The 20005-nt window shown below is 69.9% G+C and carries 19 protein-coding genes and 1 tRNA gene; 14 read left to right on the top strand and 6 right to left on the bottom strand.

Annotated elements, in window-relative coordinates; genetic code table 11:
• The first annotated feature begins 211 nt into the window (after nucleotides 1-211).
• Nucleotides 212-676: an RrF2 family transcriptional regulator gene (locus OG811_RS01635; RefSeq protein WP_406071580.1), complete on the top strand. Its 465-nt coding sequence runs from the start codon at nucleotides 212-214 to the stop codon at nucleotides 674-676.
• Between the two features lie 122 nt (nucleotides 677-798).
• Complete coding sequence (locus OG811_RS01630) at nucleotides 799-1752, top strand: sulfite exporter TauE/SafE family protein (protein WP_406071579.1); 954 nt, start codon at nucleotides 799-801, stop codon at nucleotides 1750-1752.
• A gap of 213 nt (nucleotides 1753-1965) precedes the next feature.
• Here OG811_RS01630 and OG811_RS01625 read toward each other — a convergent pair whose 3' ends face one another.
• Nucleotides 1966-3405, bottom strand: coding sequence for a pyridoxal-dependent decarboxylase (locus tag OG811_RS01625; RefSeq protein WP_406071577.1), 1440 nt, complete (start codon nucleotides 3403-3405; stop codon nucleotides 1966-1968).
• A gap of 264 nt (nucleotides 3406-3669) precedes the next feature.
• Here OG811_RS01625 and OG811_RS01620 point away from each other — a divergent pair, with 264 nt between their 5' ends.
• Nucleotides 3670-5931, top strand: a complete 2262-nt coding sequence (locus OG811_RS01620) for a cellulose binding domain-containing protein (protein ID WP_406071576.1) — start codon at nucleotides 3670-3672, stop codon at nucleotides 5929-5931.
• A gap of 200 nt (nucleotides 5932-6131) precedes the next feature.
• Here the strand turns inward: OG811_RS01620 and OG811_RS01615 are convergent, their stop codons facing one another.
• The gene (locus OG811_RS01615) at nucleotides 6132-7142 is read right to left on the bottom strand and encodes an LLM class flavin-dependent oxidoreductase (protein ID WP_406071575.1); all 1011 of its coding nucleotides are present in this window, start codon (nucleotides 7140-7142) and stop codon (nucleotides 6132-6134) included.
• 81 nt (nucleotides 7143-7223) lie between these two features.
• Complete coding sequence (locus OG811_RS01610) at nucleotides 7224-7703, bottom strand: Lrp/AsnC family transcriptional regulator (protein WP_406071574.1); 480 nt, start codon at nucleotides 7701-7703, stop codon at nucleotides 7224-7226.
• A gap of 83 nt (nucleotides 7704-7786) precedes the next feature.
• On the opposite strand from OG811_RS01610, the gene OG811_RS01605 reads away from it, so the two are divergent.
• Nucleotides 7787-8965 carry a trans-sulfuration enzyme family protein gene (locus OG811_RS01605; protein WP_406071573.1) on the top strand — a complete coding sequence of 393 codons (1179 nt, stop codon included), beginning with the start codon at nucleotides 7787-7789 and terminating at the stop codon, nucleotides 8963-8965.
• Nucleotides 8966-8977: 12 nt separating this feature from the next.
• Here OG811_RS01605 and OG811_RS01600 read toward each other — a convergent pair whose 3' ends face one another.
• The 3 genes from OG811_RS01600 to OG811_RS01590 all read right to left on the bottom strand — a co-directional run bounded on the left by OG811_RS01600 (nucleotide 8978) and on the right by OG811_RS01590 (nucleotide 10207).
• Entirely contained in the window at nucleotides 8978-9154 is a 177-nt protein-coding gene (locus OG811_RS01600; RefSeq protein WP_406071571.1) for a hypothetical protein, read from the bottom strand.
• A 192-nt stretch (nucleotides 9155-9346) separates the two neighbouring features.
• Entirely contained in the window at nucleotides 9347-10096 is a 750-nt protein-coding gene (locus tag OG811_RS01595) for a transcriptional regulator (protein ID WP_406071569.1), read from the bottom strand.
• 36 nt (nucleotides 10097-10132) lie between these two features.
• Nucleotides 10133-10207: transfer RNA gene (locus tag OG811_RS01590), tRNA-Leu, on the bottom strand.
• 97 nt (nucleotides 10208-10304) lie between these two features.
• On the opposite strand from OG811_RS01590, the gene OG811_RS01585 reads away from it, so the two are divergent.
• From OG811_RS01585 to OG811_RS01540, 10 genes are all read left to right on the top strand, one after another.
• Nucleotides 10305-10925 carry an ANTAR domain-containing response regulator gene (locus OG811_RS01585; RefSeq protein ID WP_406071567.1) on the top strand — a complete coding sequence of 207 codons (621 nt, stop codon included), beginning with the start codon at nucleotides 10305-10307 and terminating at the stop codon, nucleotides 10923-10925.
• Nucleotides 10926-10938: 13 nt separating this feature from the next.
• Nucleotides 10939-12111, top strand: coding sequence for a hypothetical protein (locus tag OG811_RS01580; protein WP_406071566.1), 1173 nt, complete (start codon nucleotides 10939-10941; stop codon nucleotides 12109-12111).
• 257 nt (nucleotides 12112-12368) lie between these two features.
• Entirely contained in the window at nucleotides 12369-13526 is a 1158-nt protein-coding gene (locus OG811_RS01575) for a branched-chain amino acid ABC transporter substrate-binding protein (protein ID WP_406071564.1), read from the top strand.
• Between the two features lie 107 nt (nucleotides 13527-13633).
• The gene (locus tag OG811_RS01570; RefSeq protein ID WP_406071563.1) at nucleotides 13634-14584 is read left to right on the top strand and encodes a branched-chain amino acid ABC transporter permease; all 951 of its coding nucleotides are present in this window, start codon (nucleotides 13634-13636) and stop codon (nucleotides 14582-14584) included.
• Nucleotides 14581-15690, top strand: coding sequence for a branched-chain amino acid ABC transporter permease (locus OG811_RS01565; RefSeq protein ID WP_406071561.1), 1110 nt, complete (start codon nucleotides 14581-14583; stop codon nucleotides 15688-15690). The genes OG811_RS01570 and OG811_RS01565 overlap by 4 nt, the downstream gene beginning before the upstream one ends.
• On the top strand, nucleotides 15683-16528 hold the full coding sequence (locus OG811_RS01560; RefSeq protein ID WP_406071560.1) for an ABC transporter ATP-binding protein: 846 nt from the start codon (nucleotides 15683-15685) through the stop codon (nucleotides 16526-16528). Before OG811_RS01565 ends, OG811_RS01560 begins: the two co-directional genes overlap by 8 nt.
• Entirely contained in the window at nucleotides 16518-17228 is a 711-nt protein-coding gene (locus OG811_RS01555; RefSeq protein WP_406071558.1) for an ABC transporter ATP-binding protein, read from the top strand. Before OG811_RS01560 ends, OG811_RS01555 begins: the two co-directional genes overlap by 11 nt.
• Before the next feature lie 32 nt (nucleotides 17229-17260).
• On the top strand, nucleotides 17261-18166 hold the full coding sequence (locus tag OG811_RS01550) for an ABC transporter substrate-binding protein (RefSeq protein ID WP_406071557.1): 906 nt from the start codon (nucleotides 17261-17263) through the stop codon (nucleotides 18164-18166).
• 6 nt (nucleotides 18167-18172) lie between these two features.
• Nucleotides 18173-19150 (top strand): amino acid ABC transporter permease, encoded by a 978-nt coding sequence (locus OG811_RS01545; protein ID WP_406071556.1) that lies wholly within the window; start codon nucleotides 18173-18175, stop codon nucleotides 19148-19150.
• A 53-nt stretch (nucleotides 19151-19203) separates the two neighbouring features.
• Nucleotides 19204-19956, top strand: coding sequence for an amino acid ABC transporter ATP-binding protein (locus OG811_RS01540; protein WP_406075447.1), 753 nt, complete (start codon nucleotides 19204-19206; stop codon nucleotides 19954-19956).
• Nucleotides 19957-20005: the final 49 nt, after the last annotated feature.

The raw sequence follows: 20005 nt of genomic DNA, 5'->3' as shown, positions 1-20005 counted from the left end.
CCTAAACGGCCAGACATTCGTACTCCCTCCCAGCATAAGGACGCTCCAGATCGGCTTTTCCGGCCCCCACCGTAGGGCGGATCATGACGCACTTCGCCGGTACTCGACGGCGGCCGGAACGGGCGCGAATAGCGCGGGTTCCCATCGATGCGTGTCCGATCGGCCGAGGGCTGCCCGCCCGGCCGGCTGACCGGGGGCTAGCCTTGCCGATATGCGCCTCTCCGCCCGGGTCGACTACGCCCTCCGCGCGGCCGCCGAGCTTGCCGCGACGGCCAGCGGTCCTGAGCGCGGCCGGCCGGTCACGGCCGACCAGATCGCCCGTGCCCAGGAGATCCCGCCGAAGTTCCTGGAGAGCATCCTGCTTCAGCTGCGCCGGGGCGGCATCGTGCACGCCCAGCGCGGCCCGGAAGGTGGCTACTGGCTGGCCCGCCCCGCCAAGGAGATCTCCCTCGCGGAGGTGATCCGGGTGATCGACGGGCCGCTCGCCCACGTACGCGGGCAGCGCCCGGAGCAGCTCGGCTACCACGGCCCGGCCCACGCGCTCCAGGAGGTCTGGATCGCGTTGCGGGCGAGCGAGCGGGAGATCCTGGAGCTGGTCAGCGTCGCCGACGTGGCCGCGGGCACGCTTCCCGCGCGTGTCACCGAGTTGGCCGCCGACCCCCGCGCCTGGATCTGAGCGCTGATTCAGCCGCGCCGCCCGGCGCTGTCCCATCCACCGATCGGGGGCTTGACCCCGGCAGCCCCGTGCCGCATTGTCGACCAAGTCGATAGGAGATGCCGAAAAGTCAGGGGGCGCTTGTGCGCAAGCTGCTGGTCCTCGCTCTGGTCGGGCTCGTCGCGCAGTTGATCGACGGCTCGCTCGGCATGGCGTACGGGCTGACCTCGTCCACGCTGCTGCTGGTCGCCGGGGTCGCCCCGGCCGCCGCCTCGGCCTCGGTGCACCTGGCCGAGATCGGCACCACGCTCGCCGCCGGGGTCGCGCACTGGCGGTTCGGCAACGTCGACTGGCGAGTGGTGACCCGCATCGCCCTGCCCGGTGCCATCGGCGCCTTCGCCGGCGCCACCCTGCTCAGCTCGATCTCCACCGAGGCGGCCGCGCCGTGGATGGCCGGCATCCTGTTCACGCTCGGCGCGTACCTGCTGGTCCGCTTCGCCCGACCGCTGCGCACCGATCGGGTCGGCGGGCGGCTCCGCGGTCGCTTCCTTGGCCCCCTGGGTCTGGTCGCCGGCTTCGTCGACGCGACCGGCGGCGGCGGGTGGGGCCCGGTGGCCACCCCGGCGCTGCTGGTATCCGGCCGCATGGAGCCACGCAAGGTGATCGGCTCGGTGGACACCGCCGAGTTCGTGGTGGCCGGCTCGGCCAGTGTCGGCTTCCTGATCGGGCTGGGCACCGAGGGGTTCCTGCTCCCCACGGTCGCCGCGCTGCTGATCGGCGGGCTCATCGCCGCCCCGCTGGCCGCCTGGCTGGTGCGTATCGTGCCCGCCCAACTGCTCGGCGCGGCGGTCGGCGGCACGATCGTGCTGACCAACGCCCGCACCCTGATCCGCTCCGCCGAGTTGGACGGCCCGGTCCGCCCCGCCGTGTACGCCCTGCTGGCCGCCGGCTGGGTGGTCGCCCTGGTGCTGGCCGTGCGAGCTCTGCGCCGCACCCGCCGGGCCCGTGTCACCGCCGCCGAGGCCGCAGCGGCTGGCGCTCCCGTCGACGCGATCCCGGCCGAATTGGCCGCAACGGGTACGCCCAACCCCCACTAGCCCTCAGGGCCTCACCTTTATCGTCCCCGGCCCCCATCACCCCGCTCCCCATCACCCTGCTCCTTGTGCCCCCGAGAGCCTCATCGCACCGCAAGATCGCGCACGAACATGGATGTAGTGGCTTGCGGACGCGCGGATGCCACTACTTCATGGATCGAGCACGATCTTGCCGCGGGGGGCGCGGGGCGTGGGGGGCCGCGGGGCCGCGGGGCTTCAGGGGCTTGGCAGGGTGTTGGCCTTGTCGGTTAGCAGCCGCCACGCCTCGTCGACGTGCGCTTCGGTGGTCTGCGGAGAGCCGACGGCCAGCCGCAGCGTGTACCGGCCGGCGACCCGGGTGTGCGTCAGGTGCACCCGCCCGGTGCCGTTCACCCGGGCCAACAGTTCCGCGTTCGCGTCGTCGTCGGCGCGCAGTCGGAAGCAGACCAGGGAGAACGGGTGCGCCGCCGCCACCTCGAACCGGTCGTCGGCGCGGACCCGCTCGGCGAACCGGTCGGCCAGCGCCACCCCGGAGCGGATGTGCGCCCGCAGCCCCTCGGCGCCGTACCAGCGCAGCACGAACCACAGCTTCAGTGCCCGGAACCGCCGGCCCAGCGGCACCTGCCAGTCCCGGTAGTCGATCACCGCGCCGGACTCGGAGGCCGCGTTGCGCAGGAACTCCGGCAGCACGGTCAGCGCTTCGATCAGCTCGGTGCGGTCGGCCACCCAGAACGCGTCGCAGTCAAAGCCGGTGAGCAGCCACTTGTGCGGGTCGAAGCAGTACGAATCGGCGTACTCCAGGCCGACGTGCGACCACCGCAGCTCGGGGCAGACGGCGGCAGCGCCCGCGTACGCGGCGTCCACGTGCAGCCAGATCCCGTACTCGGCGCAGATGGCCCCGATCTCCGGCAGCGGGTCGATGGCGGTGGTGGAGGTGGTGCCGATGGTCGCCACCACGATGGCGGGAACGTCCCCGGCGGCCAGGTCGGCCTCGATCGCCGCGCGGAGGGCGCTCGGCAGCAGTGCCTGGGTGTCCGGGTCCACCTCGATCGGCCGGACCCCGTCGGTGCCCAGCCCGGCGATCCGCACCGCCTTCTCGATGGAGGAGTGCCCGTGGACGGAGGTGTACGCGCGGTAGCGCCGGTCGATGCCGGTGTCGCGCCAACGGCCTCCACTGGCCCGGTGCAGTGCGGCCAGGGTGGCCACCAGCGTCGCCGAGGAGGCCGAGTCCTGGATGACCCCACCGCCGGTGCCGGTCGAGCGGAACCGCTGCGGCAGGTCCAGCAGTTGGGCCAGCCAGTCCATCATCACCGTTTCCACCTCGGTGCAGGCTGGGCTGGCGGCCCAGAGCATGCCCTGGACGCCGAGGCCGGAGCTGACCAGGTCGCCGAGCACGCTCGGGCCGGAGGTGTTGGCCGGGAAGTAGCCGAAGAAGCTCGGGTGCTGCCATTGGGTCAGCCCCGGTACGACGATCGAGTCCAGGTCGGCGAGGACCGCCTCGACCGGTTCGCCGCCGACGGTGGGCGGTGCGGCCGGGAGAGCGGCGGCCACTGTGCCCGGCGGATCGGCCGGGGCGACCGGTCGTTGCTCCATCGTCGCCCAGTAGTCAGCGATCCAGTCGACGACAGCGTGGCCGGCGCGACGAAACTCGGCGTGGTCCATGTGGGGAGCGTTCACCCAAACGAGTTGATCAGGCATCTGTCGTCGAGGCAAGACCGGGCGTGTTCGCCGGCTCGCCGACATCAAAGCTACGGTCTTCGATGTTGCGCCAGGGAAAACGCTTGCCTTACGATGCGCGGTGAGTCGGATCCGTGAGTTCCAGGGCGTTCACCCCCCGATCAGATCGCCGGCCGCCGCCGTCGCGGCGGGGCGGGTCCACTGTGCTTCCCGGGCCGGGCCGGTGGGCCGCGGCGATCACCACCGGATCCCCGGAGGCAGTCCATGCACCCGTCCAGACATCGACTGATCCTGCTCGCAGGTACGACGGTGGCCGCCGTCGTGGCCGGCACCCTCGGCACGGTGGTCGCCTCGGCCGCCGCCGTCGGCTGCCGGGTCGACTATCAGATCACGAACCAGTGGCAGGGCGGCTTCGGCGCCAACGTCACCGTCACCAACCTCGGGGACCCGGTCACCGGATGGGCCCTGACCTGGTCGTACGCCGCGGGCCAACAGGTCACCCAGGCGTGGAACGCCGCCGTGACCCAGTCCGGTGCCGGGGTCACCGCCCGCAACGTCGACCACAACGCCACCATCGCCACCAACGGCACCGCCGCGTTCGGCTTCAACGGTTCGTGGACCGGCAGCAACCCGGTGCCGACCGGCTTCGCGCTCAACGGCACCACCTGCACGGGTGCCCCCACGACCGGCGAGCCGACCACCCCGCCGCCCACCACCCCGCCGCCTACGACCCCGCCGCCCACCACGCCTCCGCCCACCACGCCTCCGCCGTCGGCTGGTGCCGTGCAGATGGAGAACCTGGACCGAGGGCTGATCAGCGTCCGCTCCGGCAGCGGCAACCTGGTCTCCTGGCGGTTGCTGGGCACCGAGACCTCCGGGGTGGCGTTCAACCTCTACCGGGGGTCGACCAGGGTGAACGCCAGCCCGATCACCGGTGCCACCAGCTACCTCGACAGCGGCGCGGTGGCCGGCTCGGCGTACACCGTGCGGGCTGTGGTGGGCGGCGCCGAGCAGGCGGCGTCCGCGCCGGCCCTGCAGTTCGCCAACGGCTACCTGGACGTGCCGTTGCAGGTGCCGGCCGGCGGCACCACCCCCAGCGGCGAGAGCTACACCTACAGCGCCAACGACGCCTCCGTCGGGGACCTCAACGGCGACGGCACCTACGAGATCGTGCTCAAGTGGGATCCGTCGAACGCCAAGGACAACTCCCAGTCCGGCTACACCGGCAACGTCTACGTCGACGCGTACACGCTCACCGGCACCCGGTTGTGGCGGGTCGACCTGGGCCGCAACATCCGGGCCGGCGCTCACTACACCCAGTTCCAGGTGTACGACTACGACGGCGACGGCAAGGCCGAGGTGGCCATGAAGACCGCCGACGGCACCCGCTCCGGCACCGGTCAGCTCATCGGCTCGTCGTCGGCGGACTACCGTAACTCCAGCGGCTACGTGCTGTCCGGCCCGGAATACCTGACCATGTTCAACGGTCAGACCGGCGCCATCGCCTCCACCGTCAACTACGACCCCCCGCGCGGCACCGTCTCCTCCTGGGGCGACTCGTACGGCAACCGGGTGGACCGGTTCCTCGCCGGCACCGCGTACCTGGACGGGCAGCGCCCCTCGCTGATCATGGCCCGGGGTTACTACACCCGGGCGGTCATCGCGGCCTGGGACTTCCGCAACGGCACGCTGACCAAGCGCTGGACGTTCGACTCGAACTCCTCCGGCAACGGCGCTGCCGCCGGTCAGGGCAACCACCAGCTCTCCGTCGCCGACGTCGACGGTGACGGCCGACAGGAGATCGTCTACGGCGCCGCCACCATCGACGACAACGGTCGGCTGCTCTACTCGACGGGCAACGGGCACGGCGACGCCCTGCACGTCGGGGACCTCGACCCGGGCCGCGCCGGCCTGGAGGTGTTCAAGGTCGACGAGGATGCCAGCAAGCCCAGCTCCTGGTTCGCCGACGCCCGTACCGGTCAGATCCTGTGGTCCACGCCGGCCTCCGGCGACAACGGCCGGGGCGTCTCCGCGGACATCTGGGCGGGCAGCCCCGGTGCGGAGTCGTGGTCGTCAGCGGTCGCCGGGCTGGCCAACACCAGAGGGCAGAACATCGGCCGTAAGCCGTCGTCGGCCAACTTCCTCGCCTGGTGGGACGGCGACCCGGTGCGGGAACTGCTCGACGGCACGGCGATCGACAAGTACGGCACCGGTGGCGAGACCCGGCTGCTCACCGGCAGCTCGGTGGCGTCCAACAACGGCACCAAGTCCACACCGGCGCTCTCCGGCGACATCCTGGGCGACTGGCGCGAGGAGGTGATCTGGCGAACCACCGACAGTCGGGCGCTGCGCATCTACAGCACGCCCACACCCACCAGCACCCGGATCCATACCCTGATGCACGACCCGCAGTATCGGGTGGCGATCGCGTGGCAGAACACGGCCTACAACCAGCCGCCACACCCGGGGTTCTTCATCGGCGATCAGATGGCCAACCCACCCACCCCGAACATCTACCTACGTTGATCTGACCCCTGGTGGTCCCGAGTGGGGTCGCCCAGGGTGGCAGGCACCGGGCCGCAGCCGCGGAATCCGCTCAGCTCCGGCCCGGTGCGCCACACCGCGGCATTCCCAACCCGTCCCGACCGGGAATGCCGTACCACCACCGGCACCAACACTAGGCACCGTCAGGGTCGGCAGCATGACGCTGACGTGAAGATCGTGTTTCACGCCCCCCGGCGCAGACCGCCCGCCACCTGCTCGGCGATCAGCTCGTAGGACCGCACCCGGTCCTGCACGTCGTACACCAGCGTGGTCAGCATCAGCTCGTCGGCACCGGTGCGCTCCACCAGATCGGTCAGCTGCCGGCGCACCGTCTCCGGCGAGCCCATCGCCTGACCGTCGCGGCGCTGCACCACGAACTCCCGCTCGAACTCGGAGTACGGGTACGCCGCCGCCTCGTCGGGCGTCGACAGCGGCTCCGGCCGACCGGAGCGCAGCTTCAGGAACGACAACGCGCTCGGCCCCGCCAACCACTCGGCCCGCTCATCGGTGTCCGCGCACACCGCGTTGACCGCCACCATCGCGTACGGCTTGTCCAACCACTGCGACGGCCGGAAATTCTGCCGGTAGAGGGCCAACGCCGGCAGGGTGTTCGCCGAGCTGAAGTGGTGCGCGAAGGAGAACGGCAGGCCGAGCAGACCGGCGAGCTGGGCGCTGAAACCGCTGGAGCCCAGCAGCCACACGGCCGGCTGCTCACCGCGACCCGGCGTGGCGATGATCTGCCCCGGCCGCTCCCCGCTGAAGTAGTTCATCAGGTCTTCCAGCTCGCGCGGGAAGCCCTCCGCCGACAGGCCCTCCATGGTGCGCCGCAACGCCAGCGCGGTCACCTGGTCGGTGCCCGGCGCCCTCCCGATGCCCAGGTCGATCCGACCGGGGTGCAGCGCCTCCAGGGTGCCGAACTGCTCAGCCACCACCAGCGGCGCGTGGTTGGGCAGCATCACCCCGCCCGACCCGAGGCGGATCGTCGACGTGTTCGCGGCCAGGTGCGCCAGCAGCACCGCGGGGGCGGAGCTGGCGATCGCCGGCATGTTGTGGTGCTCGGCCACCCAGAACCGGTGGTAGCCCAGCTCCTCGGTGCGGCGGGCCAGCTCAGTGGTGGCCTCCAGCGCCGCGCCAGCGGTGGTGCCCTTGGCGACCGGGGCAAGATCAAGAACAGACAGCGGTACGGTGATCACACGGTCAGCCAACCCGCCGCAGACCGGTTTTGTTCCGCTTGGCCGGGATCTGTCGGCTGCTTCACCCGCCCCTGCCGCCGCTCAACCCATCCCGCGAGCCTGCTCGAAGATCAGACTGGTCTGGGTGTGTTGCACCACCGGATCAACCGCCAGATGATCCAGCACGAAGTCACGCAACGCGTCACCGGATGCCGCCCGCACGTGCAGCACGTAATCCTCCGCACCGGCCACGTGGAACACCGACACCACCCCCGGCAGCCGCACCGACCGGGCCCGGAACGCGTCCACCGCCGCCCGCTCGTGCGCGGTCAACCGCACCGACACCAACGCCTGCAACGGCAGACCGAGCGCGGCCGGATCCACCTCCGCGTGAAAACCACGGATCGCACCACGCTCGCGTAGCGTCCGCGTCCGGGTCAGGCACGTCGACGGCGCCACCCCCACCCGCTCGGCGAGGGCATTGTTCGGCAGACGACCATCCGCGGCCAGCTCGGTCAGGATCGCGCGGTCCACCTCGTCCAGCGTCGGATACGGCCGTACATCATGCGGCTCAGGAGGCATCCCGCCATCCTCACCCGAATCCACCACCAAAACCAAGCCACTTAACAGAATAATCTGCCGAGCCATTGCTCATCTGCCGGTAGATGTTCGACGCTACCGGCATGACAACGATGGACACCCGGGCCGTACACGCCGGCCGCGACGACCTACGCACCCTCGGCGTGCACGTCCCACCCATCGACCTGTCCACCACCAACCCACTGCCCTCAGTCGACGACGGCGGGGCCGCGTACGAGCAACTCGCCACCGGCGGCACACCCCCCACCGTGGGCAGCGCCGTCTACCAACGGCTCTGGAACCCGACCGTCGCCCGCTTCGAAACCGCCCTCGCCGAGCTCGAAGGCACCGCGCAGGCCGTCGCCTTCGCCAGCGGAATGGCCGCACTCACCGCCACCCTCCTCGCCGCCGCCCGCGACGACCGTCGGCACGTCGTCGCCGTCCGACCCCTGTACGGCGGAACCGACCACGTCCTCGCCACCGGCCTGCTCGGCACCACCGTCACCTGGGCGCGCCCCGACGAGGTCGCCGCCGCCATCCGCCCCGACACCGCCCTGATCATCGTCGAGACACCCGCCAACCCCACCCTCGACCTGGTCGACATCGCCGCTCTCGCTGCCGCAGCCGGCGACATCCCGCTGCTGGTCGACAACACCGTCGCCACCCCCGTGCTGCAACAACCCGCCCGACACGGCGCCACCCTCGTCCTGCACAGCGCCACCAAGAGCATCGGCGGGCACGGCGATGTCCTCGCCGGCGTCGTCGCCTGCGACACCGACTGGGCCGTGCGACTGCGTCAGGTCCGGGCGGTCACCGGCGCGATCCTGCACCCACTCGGCGGCTACCTGCTGCACCGCGGCCTGCAAACCCTGCCGCTGCGGGTCCGCGCCCAGCAGGCCACCGCCGAGAAACTCGCCGGCTGGCTCGCCGACCACCCCGCCGTACACCGGGTGCACCACCCCTCGGTGCACGACCCGGCGGCGCTGGTCGGCCGCCAGATGGCCGGACCCGGCAGCCTGCTCGCCTTCGAGGTACGCGGCGGCGCACCCGCCGCGGCCGCCGTCGCCGACGCCTGCCAACTCATCACCCACGCGGTCTCCCTCGGCGGCGTCGACACCCTGATCCAGCACCCCGCCTCGCTCACCCACCGACCCGTCGAGGGCGAGGCGAAACCCGCCGCCGCGCTCCTGCGCCTCTCAGTCGGCCTGGAGGACCCCGAAGACCTGCGCGTCGACCTCGCCCACGCGCTCGACACACTCGCCTGACCGGACGCCCGGTCAGCGCAGGTCGCGATTGCCCAGCACCCGGCTGGGCGAGCCCTGCCGGGCTACCCGCAACATCGCCCGGCCGACCCCGTCGGTCGCGGTGACCTGATCCGGCAGCAACCGGCGCAACACCGGAAAGAGCGGACGAGTGATCGCGTACCCGATCCGATATCCACGGGTCCGTGACACCGCCCGTGCGTCGGCTGAATGAACCCGGGCCGCGCCGCATAGCCGTTGGGCAGCAGGTCGATGATCGCGTTCTCGGTGCGACCCTTGACCCGCGCCCACATCACCCGTCGACCTCGTCACCGGGCCGCCCTGCCGCGTGTCAGCCAGGCTGCCACGGCCGGCGTGACCACCAATGGCCGGGGAATGCGGCGGTCAGGACTTCGGGCCGACGTGCCGGTCCAGCGCGGCGACAGCTTGTCGCCGCGCCACCGACAACGACCAGGGCAGGTTCATCCGCCAAGGGATGTCGAGCAGATCCAGCGCCCACTGGCATAGCGCCATGATGTCGGTCGACCTGTTCGAGAACATGTAGCGCGGATAGACGTACGCCTTGCCGCGCACGGTCACCCGGTTGGCGCACCGGCAACCGTCCGAGTGGAACAGGCCGCGCAGAAAGTGGCCCGGATGAGCCGTCAGAATCTCCCGTTGCCAGTCGGCCAGGACGATCGGCCGTTCGTGTTTCTTGCCGGGTCCGTGCTGGGGCAGCAGACACGGCCAGTGGGTGCCGTAGCTCTGCACGCCGACGCACCCCTGTTTCTGGACCCGCTGCACCTTCGTCGCGAGCACGGCCCGCATGGCCACGTCACACGCCTCGATCAGCCCTGGCCAGGCGTTGGAGCAGTAGATGCGCAAGACCGGAATGCGCGCCGTCGTCACCAGGTGGCCATCACCGAGGTACAGACCGAGCAGATAGGCGTAGGCGCCGGGATCTGTCGGACTGTCGACAGCGTCGCGGCAGCGGAAGCACCGGAACTGCGTGCCCCGGAGCTTCGCTTCCGGCCGGTCGTTGCACCAGTGCCAGACCGTCCGATAGGGCAGACCGACAGCACGAGCAGTGTCGGCGACGGTGCTGCCCGCGAGAAAGACCTGTCGTGCGCGGGCTCGGATTTCAGGTGGATGCACGAGACCATCCTCGAACACCCGTACGACATGTTGTTGTGCCCTCGGTGGGATTCGAACCCACACTGTATGGAGTTTGAGACCATTGCCTGCTGCCAGTTGGGCTACGAGGGCGCTTCCCTGATTCAGCCCTGACAGGATACCCACTACGCTGAGGGCGGCGACACCCGGCTGGGCGGGTGTCGAGTTCGAACTGGTGGGGGTAGGGCTGGTGGCTGAGATGCCGACGGATACCGAGCGCAGGCGCGTACTGATCGCCGAGGACGAGGCGCTGATCCGGCTGGACCTCGCCGAGATGCTGGTCGAAGAGGGCTACGAGGTGGTGGGGGAGGCCGGTGACGGTGAGACCGCCGTCCGCCTCGCCGAGGAGTTGAAGCCCGACCTGGTCATCCTCGACATCAAGATGCCGATCATGGATGGGCTGGCCGCCGCCGAGCGCATCGCCGGTGCCCGGATCGCCCCGGTGATCATCCTGACCGCGTTCAGCCAGCGTGACCTGGTGGAGCGGGCCCGGGCGGCGGGCGCAATGGCGTACCTGGTGAAGCCTTTCCAGAAGAGCGACCTGGTCCCGGCGGTGGAGATCGCGCTGTCGCGCTACTCCGAGGTCGCGGCACTGGAGGCCGAGGTCGCGAGCCTGACCGACCGTCTGGAGATCCGCAAGGCGGTGGAGCGGGCCAAGGGCGCGCTGATGACCACGTACGGGATGACCGAGCCGCAGGCGTTCAAATGGATCCAGCGCACGGCGATGGACCACCGGATGACCATGAAAGAGGTCGCGGAGCGGATCCTCGCGGAGACCGTTGGCGGGGAGGAGACCCTGCCGGCCCCCTGACCGGCATCGAAACGTGTCGCGACGGATGGGGGCGGTGCTCGGCGTTCTCGCCGTGCTGGTGGCCGCCTGCGGGTCCTCCTCGGCCTGTCCCGACTGTGCGAAGCCGCGACCGGTCCGGCCGGCCTGGCAGTCGGTGGTCCTGCCGGCCACGCCGGGTGCGCCGGGTCGACCGGTGCTGCGCGACGCCACCGCCTGTGCCGGCCGGTGGTACGTGGTCGGCGGCGTGGTCGATCAGGCCGGGGAGACCCGCCCGGCCGCCTGGAGCAGCCCGGACGCCATTTCCTGGGTGCCGCTGCCGACGGCGCCGGTGACGTTCTACGGCCGGCAGCACATGCTCTCCGCGGCGGCCTGCCGGGACGGGCGGCTGGCGGCGGTCGGGGCGAAGAGCGGGGGCGCGCACGGCAATCCCCGCATCGGCACCTGGCGGCAGGCGCCGGACGGCACGCTGCACGAGGTGGACGCGCCCTTCGAGCGGTACGCCGGGCCGCGCGCGGTCAACGTGGCCCGGCTGGCGGCGGGGCCGCAGGGCTGGTTGATCGCCGGTAGTCGGATCGACGGGGCGGCGGTCTGGATCTCCCCGGACGCGGCCGGGTTCGTGCTGGTGGAGGGCGCACCGGAGTTGGCCGGTGACGAGCGGGGGCGAACGGCGGCGTACGACGCGGTCGCCGTGCCGTCGGGCTGGTTGGTGGTGGGTGCGCTGCTGCCGCCCGGGGGTACCGCGCTGGCGCCGCTGGCCTGGTCCTCGGCGGACGGGCGGAGTTGGCGGCGGGCCGCCCTGCCGGTGGTGGACGGGCGGGGGCAGGCGCAACGGGTGGCGGTGCTTGGCGATGTGCCGGTGGCGGTGGGGCCGGTGCGGGCCGGATTCGGCAGTTGGCGGCTGACCACGCAGGGCTGGCGGCCGGCGGGCGGTTTCGGGGCGGCCGGACCGGGTGTGGCGTCGGCGGCCGGGCTGCTGGCCGTCGGGCCGGGGTTGGTGGCGGTGACGAGGGACGGGGACCGTCACGGATTGTGGCTCTCGGTCGATGTGGGCGAGTCGTGGCGGGCGATGGCCATGCCGCAGCCGGTACCCGATAGCGGGGACACCGCGGTCGCGGTGACCTCGACGGGAGATCGACTGCTGCTGGTGGCGGACGACGGGAAAACGTCGCGTGCCTGGTGGGCGGGGGTATCAGACGTCGATCGGTAGTTGGCGGAAGGCCGTTGACCATTGTCGACGAGGCAAAGGTGAAGATTCTTCATAGCTGAAGGTTCTTACAGCGATCGTTTCCAATCAGCCACGGCGTGTAACGGTTCGGTCAACCCGCTTGATTGGGGCTTACGTCACAGCTTCACGGTGGGATAACGTCCGGCCCCAGACCGGCGACGACGGTCTGGTTCGTCCGCCCCCGCAAGGGCCAATAACCAGCGGGTGGTTCGGACCATGGGACGAGGAGGGTTCGGGCCTTGAGGCAGAAGCTCGCGCGTGTGATCGGTGGGGTCGCCATGGTGGCGCTCGTCGCCGGCGGAACCGCATGCTCCAGTGGCGAAGAGAACGCGGCTGGCGGTGACGCCTGCGGCAGCAAGATCGCATTCTTCGGCGCGCTGACCGGCAGCTCCGCCGCGCTCGGCATCAACGAAAACAACGGTGTCAAGCTGGCCGTCGACAAGTACAACAAGGAGAACGCCGACTGCAAGGTCGAGCTGGTTCCCCTGGACTCGCAGGGCAGCCCGGACCAGGCGCCGGGTCTGGCGCAGAAGGCCATCGACGACGCCAAGATCCTGGGCATCGTGGGCCCGGCCTACTCGGGTGAGACGGAGGCTGCCGGTCCGCTGTTCAACGAGGCCGGTCTGGTCGCCGTCACCGCCTCCGCCACCCGCCCGAGCCTGTCGCAGCAGGGTTGGAAGACCTTCTTCCGCGTGGTCGGCAACGACTTCAGCCAGGGTCCGGCGGCCGGTAACTACATCAAGAACGTGATGAAGGCCGACCGGGTCTACGTCATCGACGACCAGTCCGCCTACGGCGCCGGCCTGGCCGACGAGGTCAAGAAGGTGCTCGGCTCGGCGGTCGTCGGCTCGGACAAGGTCCAGGGTGAGGGCAAGCAGACCGACTTCTCCGGGGCGGTCACCAAGGCCAAGGCCGCGAACGTCAAGGCGATCTTCTACGGCGGCTACTACCAGGAGGCTGGCCTGATCCGTAAGCAGCTCACCGCTGCCGGGGTCACCGCTCCGATGATCGCGGGCGACGGCGTCAACGACGGCGCCTACATCACCTCCGCCGGTGCGGCGGCGGCCGAGGGCACCATCCTCACCTGCCCGTGCCAGCCCGCCACCGAGGCGCGTGGCACCTTCGGCCAGGACTACAAGGCGCTCAACGGCACCGACCCGGGCACCTACAGCGACACCGCCTACGATGCCGCGAACATCCTGCTCGCCGGCATCAAGGCGGGCAAGACCACCCGTGAGGGCCTGCTGGAGTTCGTGAAGGGCTACAGCGGCGAGGGCGTCGCGGCGAACTACAAGTTCGTCGAGGGTGGCGAGCTCGACCCGGCGCAGGTGAAGGTCTGGGCCTTCAAGGTCGTCGGCGGTAAGGTCGTCCCGGACCAGGAGATCCCGAAGTCCTGACGCCGGTCGCTGCTACAGCGATTGCGTGGTGATCGCGGGTGCGGCCGGGAGCTCGCTCCCGGCCGCACCCCATTTTTCTCTCCAGACCCTGATGGAGCGTCCCTTCATTGAACTTCGACGACCTCTTCTCCAACTTTGGGACATACACGACGACCGGCCTGACGCAGGGTGCGATCTACGCCCTGGTCGCGCTCGGCTACACGCTGGTCTACGGCGTACTGAGACTCATCAACTTCGCCCACTCCGAGGTCTTCATCGCCGGCGCATTCGCGGCGATCTGGACCTGGAACGGGTTCGGGCTGGACCAGAACTCGCAGGTCAGCGGGATCGGGTCGATCATGTTCTACCTTCTGGTGGCGATGATCGTCGCGGCGATCGCCTCGGCGGGCACCGCGACGGTGATCGAGCGGGTGGCGTACCGGCCGCTGCGTAAGCGCAACGCGCCGCCGCTGGCCTTCCTGATCACCGCGATCGGCGCGTCCATCGCCATCTCGGAGGCGTTCGGCATCTGGACCCGCCGTCGTCCCGAGGGCGCTCCGATCCTGGTCAGCCCGGATCCGCTGTTCCACGTCTTCGGCGTGCCGATCGACGCGGTGCAGTTGCTCACCCTCGGCGCCGCGCTGGCGATGATGATCGCGCTGGACCTGTTCATCAACCGCAGCCGGGTCGGTCGCGGCATCCGGGCGGTGGCCCAGGACGCCAACACCGCCGCGCTGATGGGCGTGAACAAGGACCGGATCATCATGATCGTCTTCGTCGCCGGCGGCAGCATGGCCGGCGTCGCCGGCCTGCTCTACGACGTACGGATCCAGACCCTCACCTACAGCGTCGGCTTCCTGCTCGGTCTCAAGGCGTTCACCGCTGCGGTGCTCGGCGGCATCGGCAACCTGCGTGGGGCGCTCATCGGCGGCCTGCTGCTGGGCCTGATCGAGAACTACGCCTCCGGCCTGTTCGGTAGCCAGTGGAAGGACTTCGCCGCCTTCGCGGTGCTGGTGGTGCTGCTGATGTTCCGGCCGACCGGTCTGCTGGGTGAGTCGCTGGGGAGGGCACGGGCATGACGACTGTCTTGGAGAAGGTGCGCTCCGGCCGCGAGGCGGCCGGACAACGGTGGCGCGGAGCGCCGCGCTGGGTGCGCTGGGCGCTGCTGGCCGCGGTGATCGCGTTCTTCTACGCGCTGCCGAACAGAGAGTTCTACCAGTACCTCGGGCCGATCCCGACCCCCGGTGCGAACTTCACCCAGGTGATGTTCACCGTCTCGATCTACGTGCTGTTGGCCGTCGGTCTGAACATCGTGGTCGGTTTCGCCGGCCTGCTCGACCTGGGCTACTTCGGCTTCTTCGCCGTCGGCGCGTACACCGTGGCGGTGCTGACCTCGCCGAGCAGCGACATCAAGACGCTGTGGCCGTGGCTGCTGGCGGTGCCGGTGGCGATCGCCCTGACGATGGTTTCCGGCGTGATGCTCGGTACGCCGACCCTGCGGCTGCGGGGCGACTACCTGGCGCTGGTGACGCTCGGCTTCGCCGAGATGATCCGGATCAGTGCGGTCAGCTCGGAGTTCCTCAAGGGCCAGCGGGGCTTCAACCAGATCCCGCACCCGCCGGGCCAGTACGCCGACGGCAAGCCGGTCTTCGGCGTGCTCGACGCCCGGCCGTACTACTGGCTGGTGCTGACGGTGATCATCCTGGTGGTGATCGGAGTGCGGAACCTGACCCACAGCCGGGTCGGGCGGGCCTGGATCTCCATCCGCGAGGACGAGGACGCCGCGCAGCTGATGGGCGTGCCGACGTTCAAGTTCAAGCTCTGGGCGTTCGCCTCGGGTGCCGCGATCGCCGGCCTGGCTGGCGCGCTCTTCGCCGGCAAGCAGAACTTCGTCAACTCGCAGAACTTCGAGCTGCTGAACTCGATCATCATCCTGGCGGCGGTCATCTTCGGTGGCTCCGGCAACATCGTCGGCGCTATCGTCGGCGGCGGTCTGGTGGCGTACATGATCGAGCGGTTCCGCGGCATCGAGCTGCTCGGCGTCGAGCTGTACGAGTACCGGTTCCTGTTCTTCGGCCTGGTGCTGGTGGTCATGATGATCTTCCGGCCGGAGGGTCTGATCCCCAACCGACGACGTGCGGCGGAGTTCAAGGATCGTCGCAAGGAGGTGATCGTCGGTGAGTGACACCGAGCAGACGCCGACCGTTCCGGCGCAGGCCGGCGCGCCGGCAGTGGAGACGGTGCCCACCCGGGAGCCGCTGCTGGAGGTCGACAAGGTCACGCTGCGCTTCGGCGGCGTGGTCGCCCTGAACGAGGTGGACTTCACCCTCTACAAGGGGGAGATCCTCGGTCTTATCGGCCCGAACGGCGCCGGCAAGACCACGTGCTTCAACGCCATGACCGGCATCTACCTGCCCACCAATGGGGAGATCCGGTTCCGCGGCCAGAAGATCAGCGGCAAGAAGCGGCACCACATCACCAAGATGGGCATGGCGCGGACGTTCCAGAACATCCGCCTCTTCCCGGAGATGACCGCACTGGAGAACGTCCTGGTCGGCGCCGACGCGCACCACAAGACCAGCGTCGTCTCCGCGCTGTTCCGCCTGCCGCGGTACTGGAAGGAGGAGCGCGAGGGCCGGGAGAAGGCCGAGCGCCTGCTGGAGTTCGTCGGCATCCGCAAGCGGATGCACGAGTTCGCCCGCAACCTCTCCTACGGCGAGCAGCGGCGCCTCGAGATCGCCCGCGCGCTGGCCACCGACCCGGCGCTGCTCTGCCTGGACGAGCCGGCTGCCGGCTTCAACCCTGCGGAGAAGGAGGAACTGCTCCAGCTCATCCGGCAGATCCGGGACACCGGCGTGACCGTGCTGCTCATCGAGCACGACATGCGCCTGGTCATGGGAGTCACCGACCGGATCGTGGTGCTGGAGTTCGGAAAGAAGATCGCCGAAGGGCTGCCCGCCGAGGTGCGGGACAACCCGAGGGTGATCGCGGCGTACCTGGGGGTGCCGGACGATGTTGCTTGAGATCGACGATGTGAGCCTGCTCTACGGGCGGATCCAGGCGTTGCACGGCATCAGCCTGACCGTGGCCGAGGGGGAGATCGTCGCGCTGATCGGCGCCAACGGCGCCGGAAAGTCGACCACCATGCGGGCGGTCTCCGGGATCCGGCCGATCGCCACCGGCAGCATCCGCTTTGAGGGCGAGGACATCTCCAAGCTCCGGGCGGACCTGCGGGTTCGGCGGGGGTTGTGCCAGGCCCCGGAGGGTCGCGGCATCTTCCCCGGCATGAGCGTGCTGGAGAACCTCGACATGGGCGCCTACACCCGGCGCGACAAGGCCGGCATCGCCCAGGACCTCAACCGGGTGCTGGAACTCTTCCCCCGGCTGGCCGAGCGGCGCAAGCAGCACGGCGGCACCCTCTCCGGCGGTGAGCAGCAGATGCTCGCCGTCGGCCGGGCGCTGATGAGCAGACCCAAGCTCTTGCTGCTCGACGAGCCGTCGATGGGTCTGGCTCCGATGCTGATCCAGCAGATCTTCACTATCATCACGGAAATCAACGAGCAGGGCACCACCATCCTGCTGGTGGAGCAGAACGCGCAGCAGGCGCTGGCTCGGGCGCACCGCGCGTACGTGCTGGAGACCGGCCGGATCGTGAAGTCCGGCACCGGCGCCGAACTGCTGCACGACCCGTCGGTCAAAGAGGCGTACCTCGGCGTAGCCTGACCGACCGTCACCCCTATCGCAAGGAGCAGGACATGTTCAACATCAGTGGTGGCCGGCGGGCGGTCGTCGGGGTCACCGGCGCCGCGCTGCTGGCCGTGTCGGTCGCCGGGTGCGGCGCGAAGGAAGCCACCGAGCAGCCCGGCGCAGGCCCGTCCGTGACCGCTGCTGCGGACTCGGCGCTGGCCGCGAAGGTGCCCGACGCGATCAAGGCGGACGGCAAGATCGTGGTCGGCAGCGACACGTCCTACGCCCCGGCCGAGTTCCTCGACACCGACGGCAAGACGGCCATCGGGTTCGACATCGAGCTGTTCACCGCGGTCGCCACGAAGCTGGGGCTGAAGGCGGAGTTCGTCTCCGCGGACTTCGGCGCCATCATCACCGGCGTGTCCTCGGGCAAGTACGAGGTCGGCGTCTCGTCGTTCACCGTCAACGGTGACCGCAAGGCCCAGGCCAACATGGTCAGCTACTACCAGGTCGGCACCCAGTGGGTGACCAAGAAGGGCAACCCGGCCGGCGTCTCGATCGACAACGCCTGCGGCAAGAAGATCGCCGTGCAGAAGGACACCGTCCAGGTCGAGGACATCGAGAAGCGGTCGAAGACCTGCACCGACGCCGGCAAGCCGGCAATCACCGTCGAGCAGTTCCCGGGCCAGGACGCGGCGACCGCCGCCGTGGCCTCCGGCAAGGACGACGCGATGCTCGCCGACTACCCGGTCGGGGTGTACGCGGTGACCAAGTCCGAGGGCGCGCTGGACCTGCTCGACAAGATGTACGAGGCGGCACCGTACGGCTACGTGGTCGCCAAGGACCAGACCGCGTTCGCCGAGGCCGTCCGGGACGCCACGAAGGCGCTGATCGCGGACGGCACGTACCAGACCATCCTGGACAAGTGGAAGGTCGGGGACGGCGCGATCACGGACCCCGCGATCAACCCGTAACGCGCCATGACAACCGAGGAAACGACGACCGTACGGGCACGGCCTGAACCGATCAAGGCCGTGCCCGTGCGGCACCCCGGCCGCTGGGCCGCCATCGCAGTGCTGGCGGTCCTGGCGGCGATGTTCGTGCATCTGCTGGTCACGAACGACAATTTCAATTGGTCGTTCATGGTCGACAACATGTTCCGGCCGCCGATCATCGAGGGAGTGCTGCGCGGCGCCGTGCTGATGACCATCTGCGCGATGCTGCTGGGGGTGTCCCTGGGCATCGTGGTGGCGATCATGCGGCTCTCGACCAACCCGATCCTGCGGGTGGTCGCCTGGCTCTACACCTGGGTCTTCCGGGCGGTGCCCCGGCTGGTGCTGCTGGCCGTCTTCGGCAACCTCGGCATCCTGTGGAGCCGGATCGAGTTCGGCGTGCCCTTCGACACCCAGATCGGCCAACTCTTCGGGATCGACAACCTGCAGCTGCGGGCCTTCGGGTTCACCTCCCGCGACGTGCTGACCGGCTTCGTGGCCGGCCTGCTCGGGCTGGCGCTCTCCGAAGCGGGCTACATGGCGGAGATCGTGCGGGCGGGCATCCAGTCGGTGGACGAGGGGCAGAGTGAGGCGGCCTCGGCGCTCGGCATGAGCCGGGGCCAGATCCTGCGCCGGATCGTGCTTCCCCAGGCGATGCGCGTGATCATCCCGCCGACCGGCAACGAAACCATCGCGATGCTGAAGGACACCTCGCTGCTGATGGCCGTGCCGTACAGCATGGAGCTGTTCTTCCAGCTCGACGCGGTGGGAAAGCGGACATTCCAGATCTTTCCGATGTACGTCGCGGCCGTGCTCTGGTACCTCTTCCTGGCCAGCATCCTGCTGCTCGGGCAGTACTTCCTGGAGCGGCACTTCGCCAAGGGATACGGGCGGACCGAGCGGGCGCGGATCCGGCTCCGTACGCTCGGCGCGGAATACGGCGGCGGCGGAGGAGGTACACATTGACCGGGCAGCTCATTCCCGCCCAGACAGGCACGCCCGCGGTGGAGTCCGGCCTGATGGTCCGGGCCGAGCAGGTACACAAGTCGTTCGGGCCTCTCGAGGTGCTCAAGGGCATCGACCTGGAGGTGCGCGCCGGCGAGGTGTGCTGCCTGCTCGGGCCCTCCGGCTCCGGCAAGTCGACGTTCCTGCGCTGCGTCAACCACCTGGAAAAGATCGACGCCGGACGGATCTGGGTGGACGGCGACCTGATCGGCTACCGGGAGCGCGGCGGCAAGCTGCACGAGCTGCGGGAGAAGGAGGTGGCCGCGCAGCGCCGGGCGATTGGCATGGTGTTCCAGCGGTTCAACCTCTTCCCGCACATGACGGTGATGCAGAACATCGTCGAGGCGCCGGTGTTGCTGCGCCGGGCGAAGAAGGCCGAAGCCCGGGACCGGGCCGCGCAGTTGCTGGAGCGGGTGGGGCTGGGCGACAAGCTCGGGGCGTACCCGGGTCAGCTCTCCGGCGGGCAGCAGCAGCGGGTGGCGATCGCCCGGGCCCTCGCGATGCGGCCGAAGCTGATGCTCTTCGACGAGCCGACCAGCGCCCTGGACCCGGAGTTGGTGGGCGAGGTCCTGGACGTGATGAAGGGCCTGGCCCGCGACGGGATGACCATGATCGTGGTGACCCACGAGATCGGCTTCGCCCGGGAGGTCGGCGACTCGTTGGTCTTCATGGACGACGGCGTGGTGGTGGAGTCCGGCGACCCGCGCGAGGTGATCGCCAACCCCCGGCACGACCGGACGAAGGCGTTCCTGGCCAAGGTGCTCTGAGCCGTACCCGGCGCGGTCGTCCGACGGCCGCGCCGGGTGCCGTGCCGGT

Source organism: Micromonospora sp. NBC_01638 (assembly GCF_045209745.1).
GTDB lineage: Bacteria > Actinomycetota > Actinomycetes > Mycobacteriales > Micromonosporaceae > Micromonospora.
Note: the sequence above shows the minus strand (reverse complement) of the source record. Positions and strands in the feature narration are given on the sequence as shown.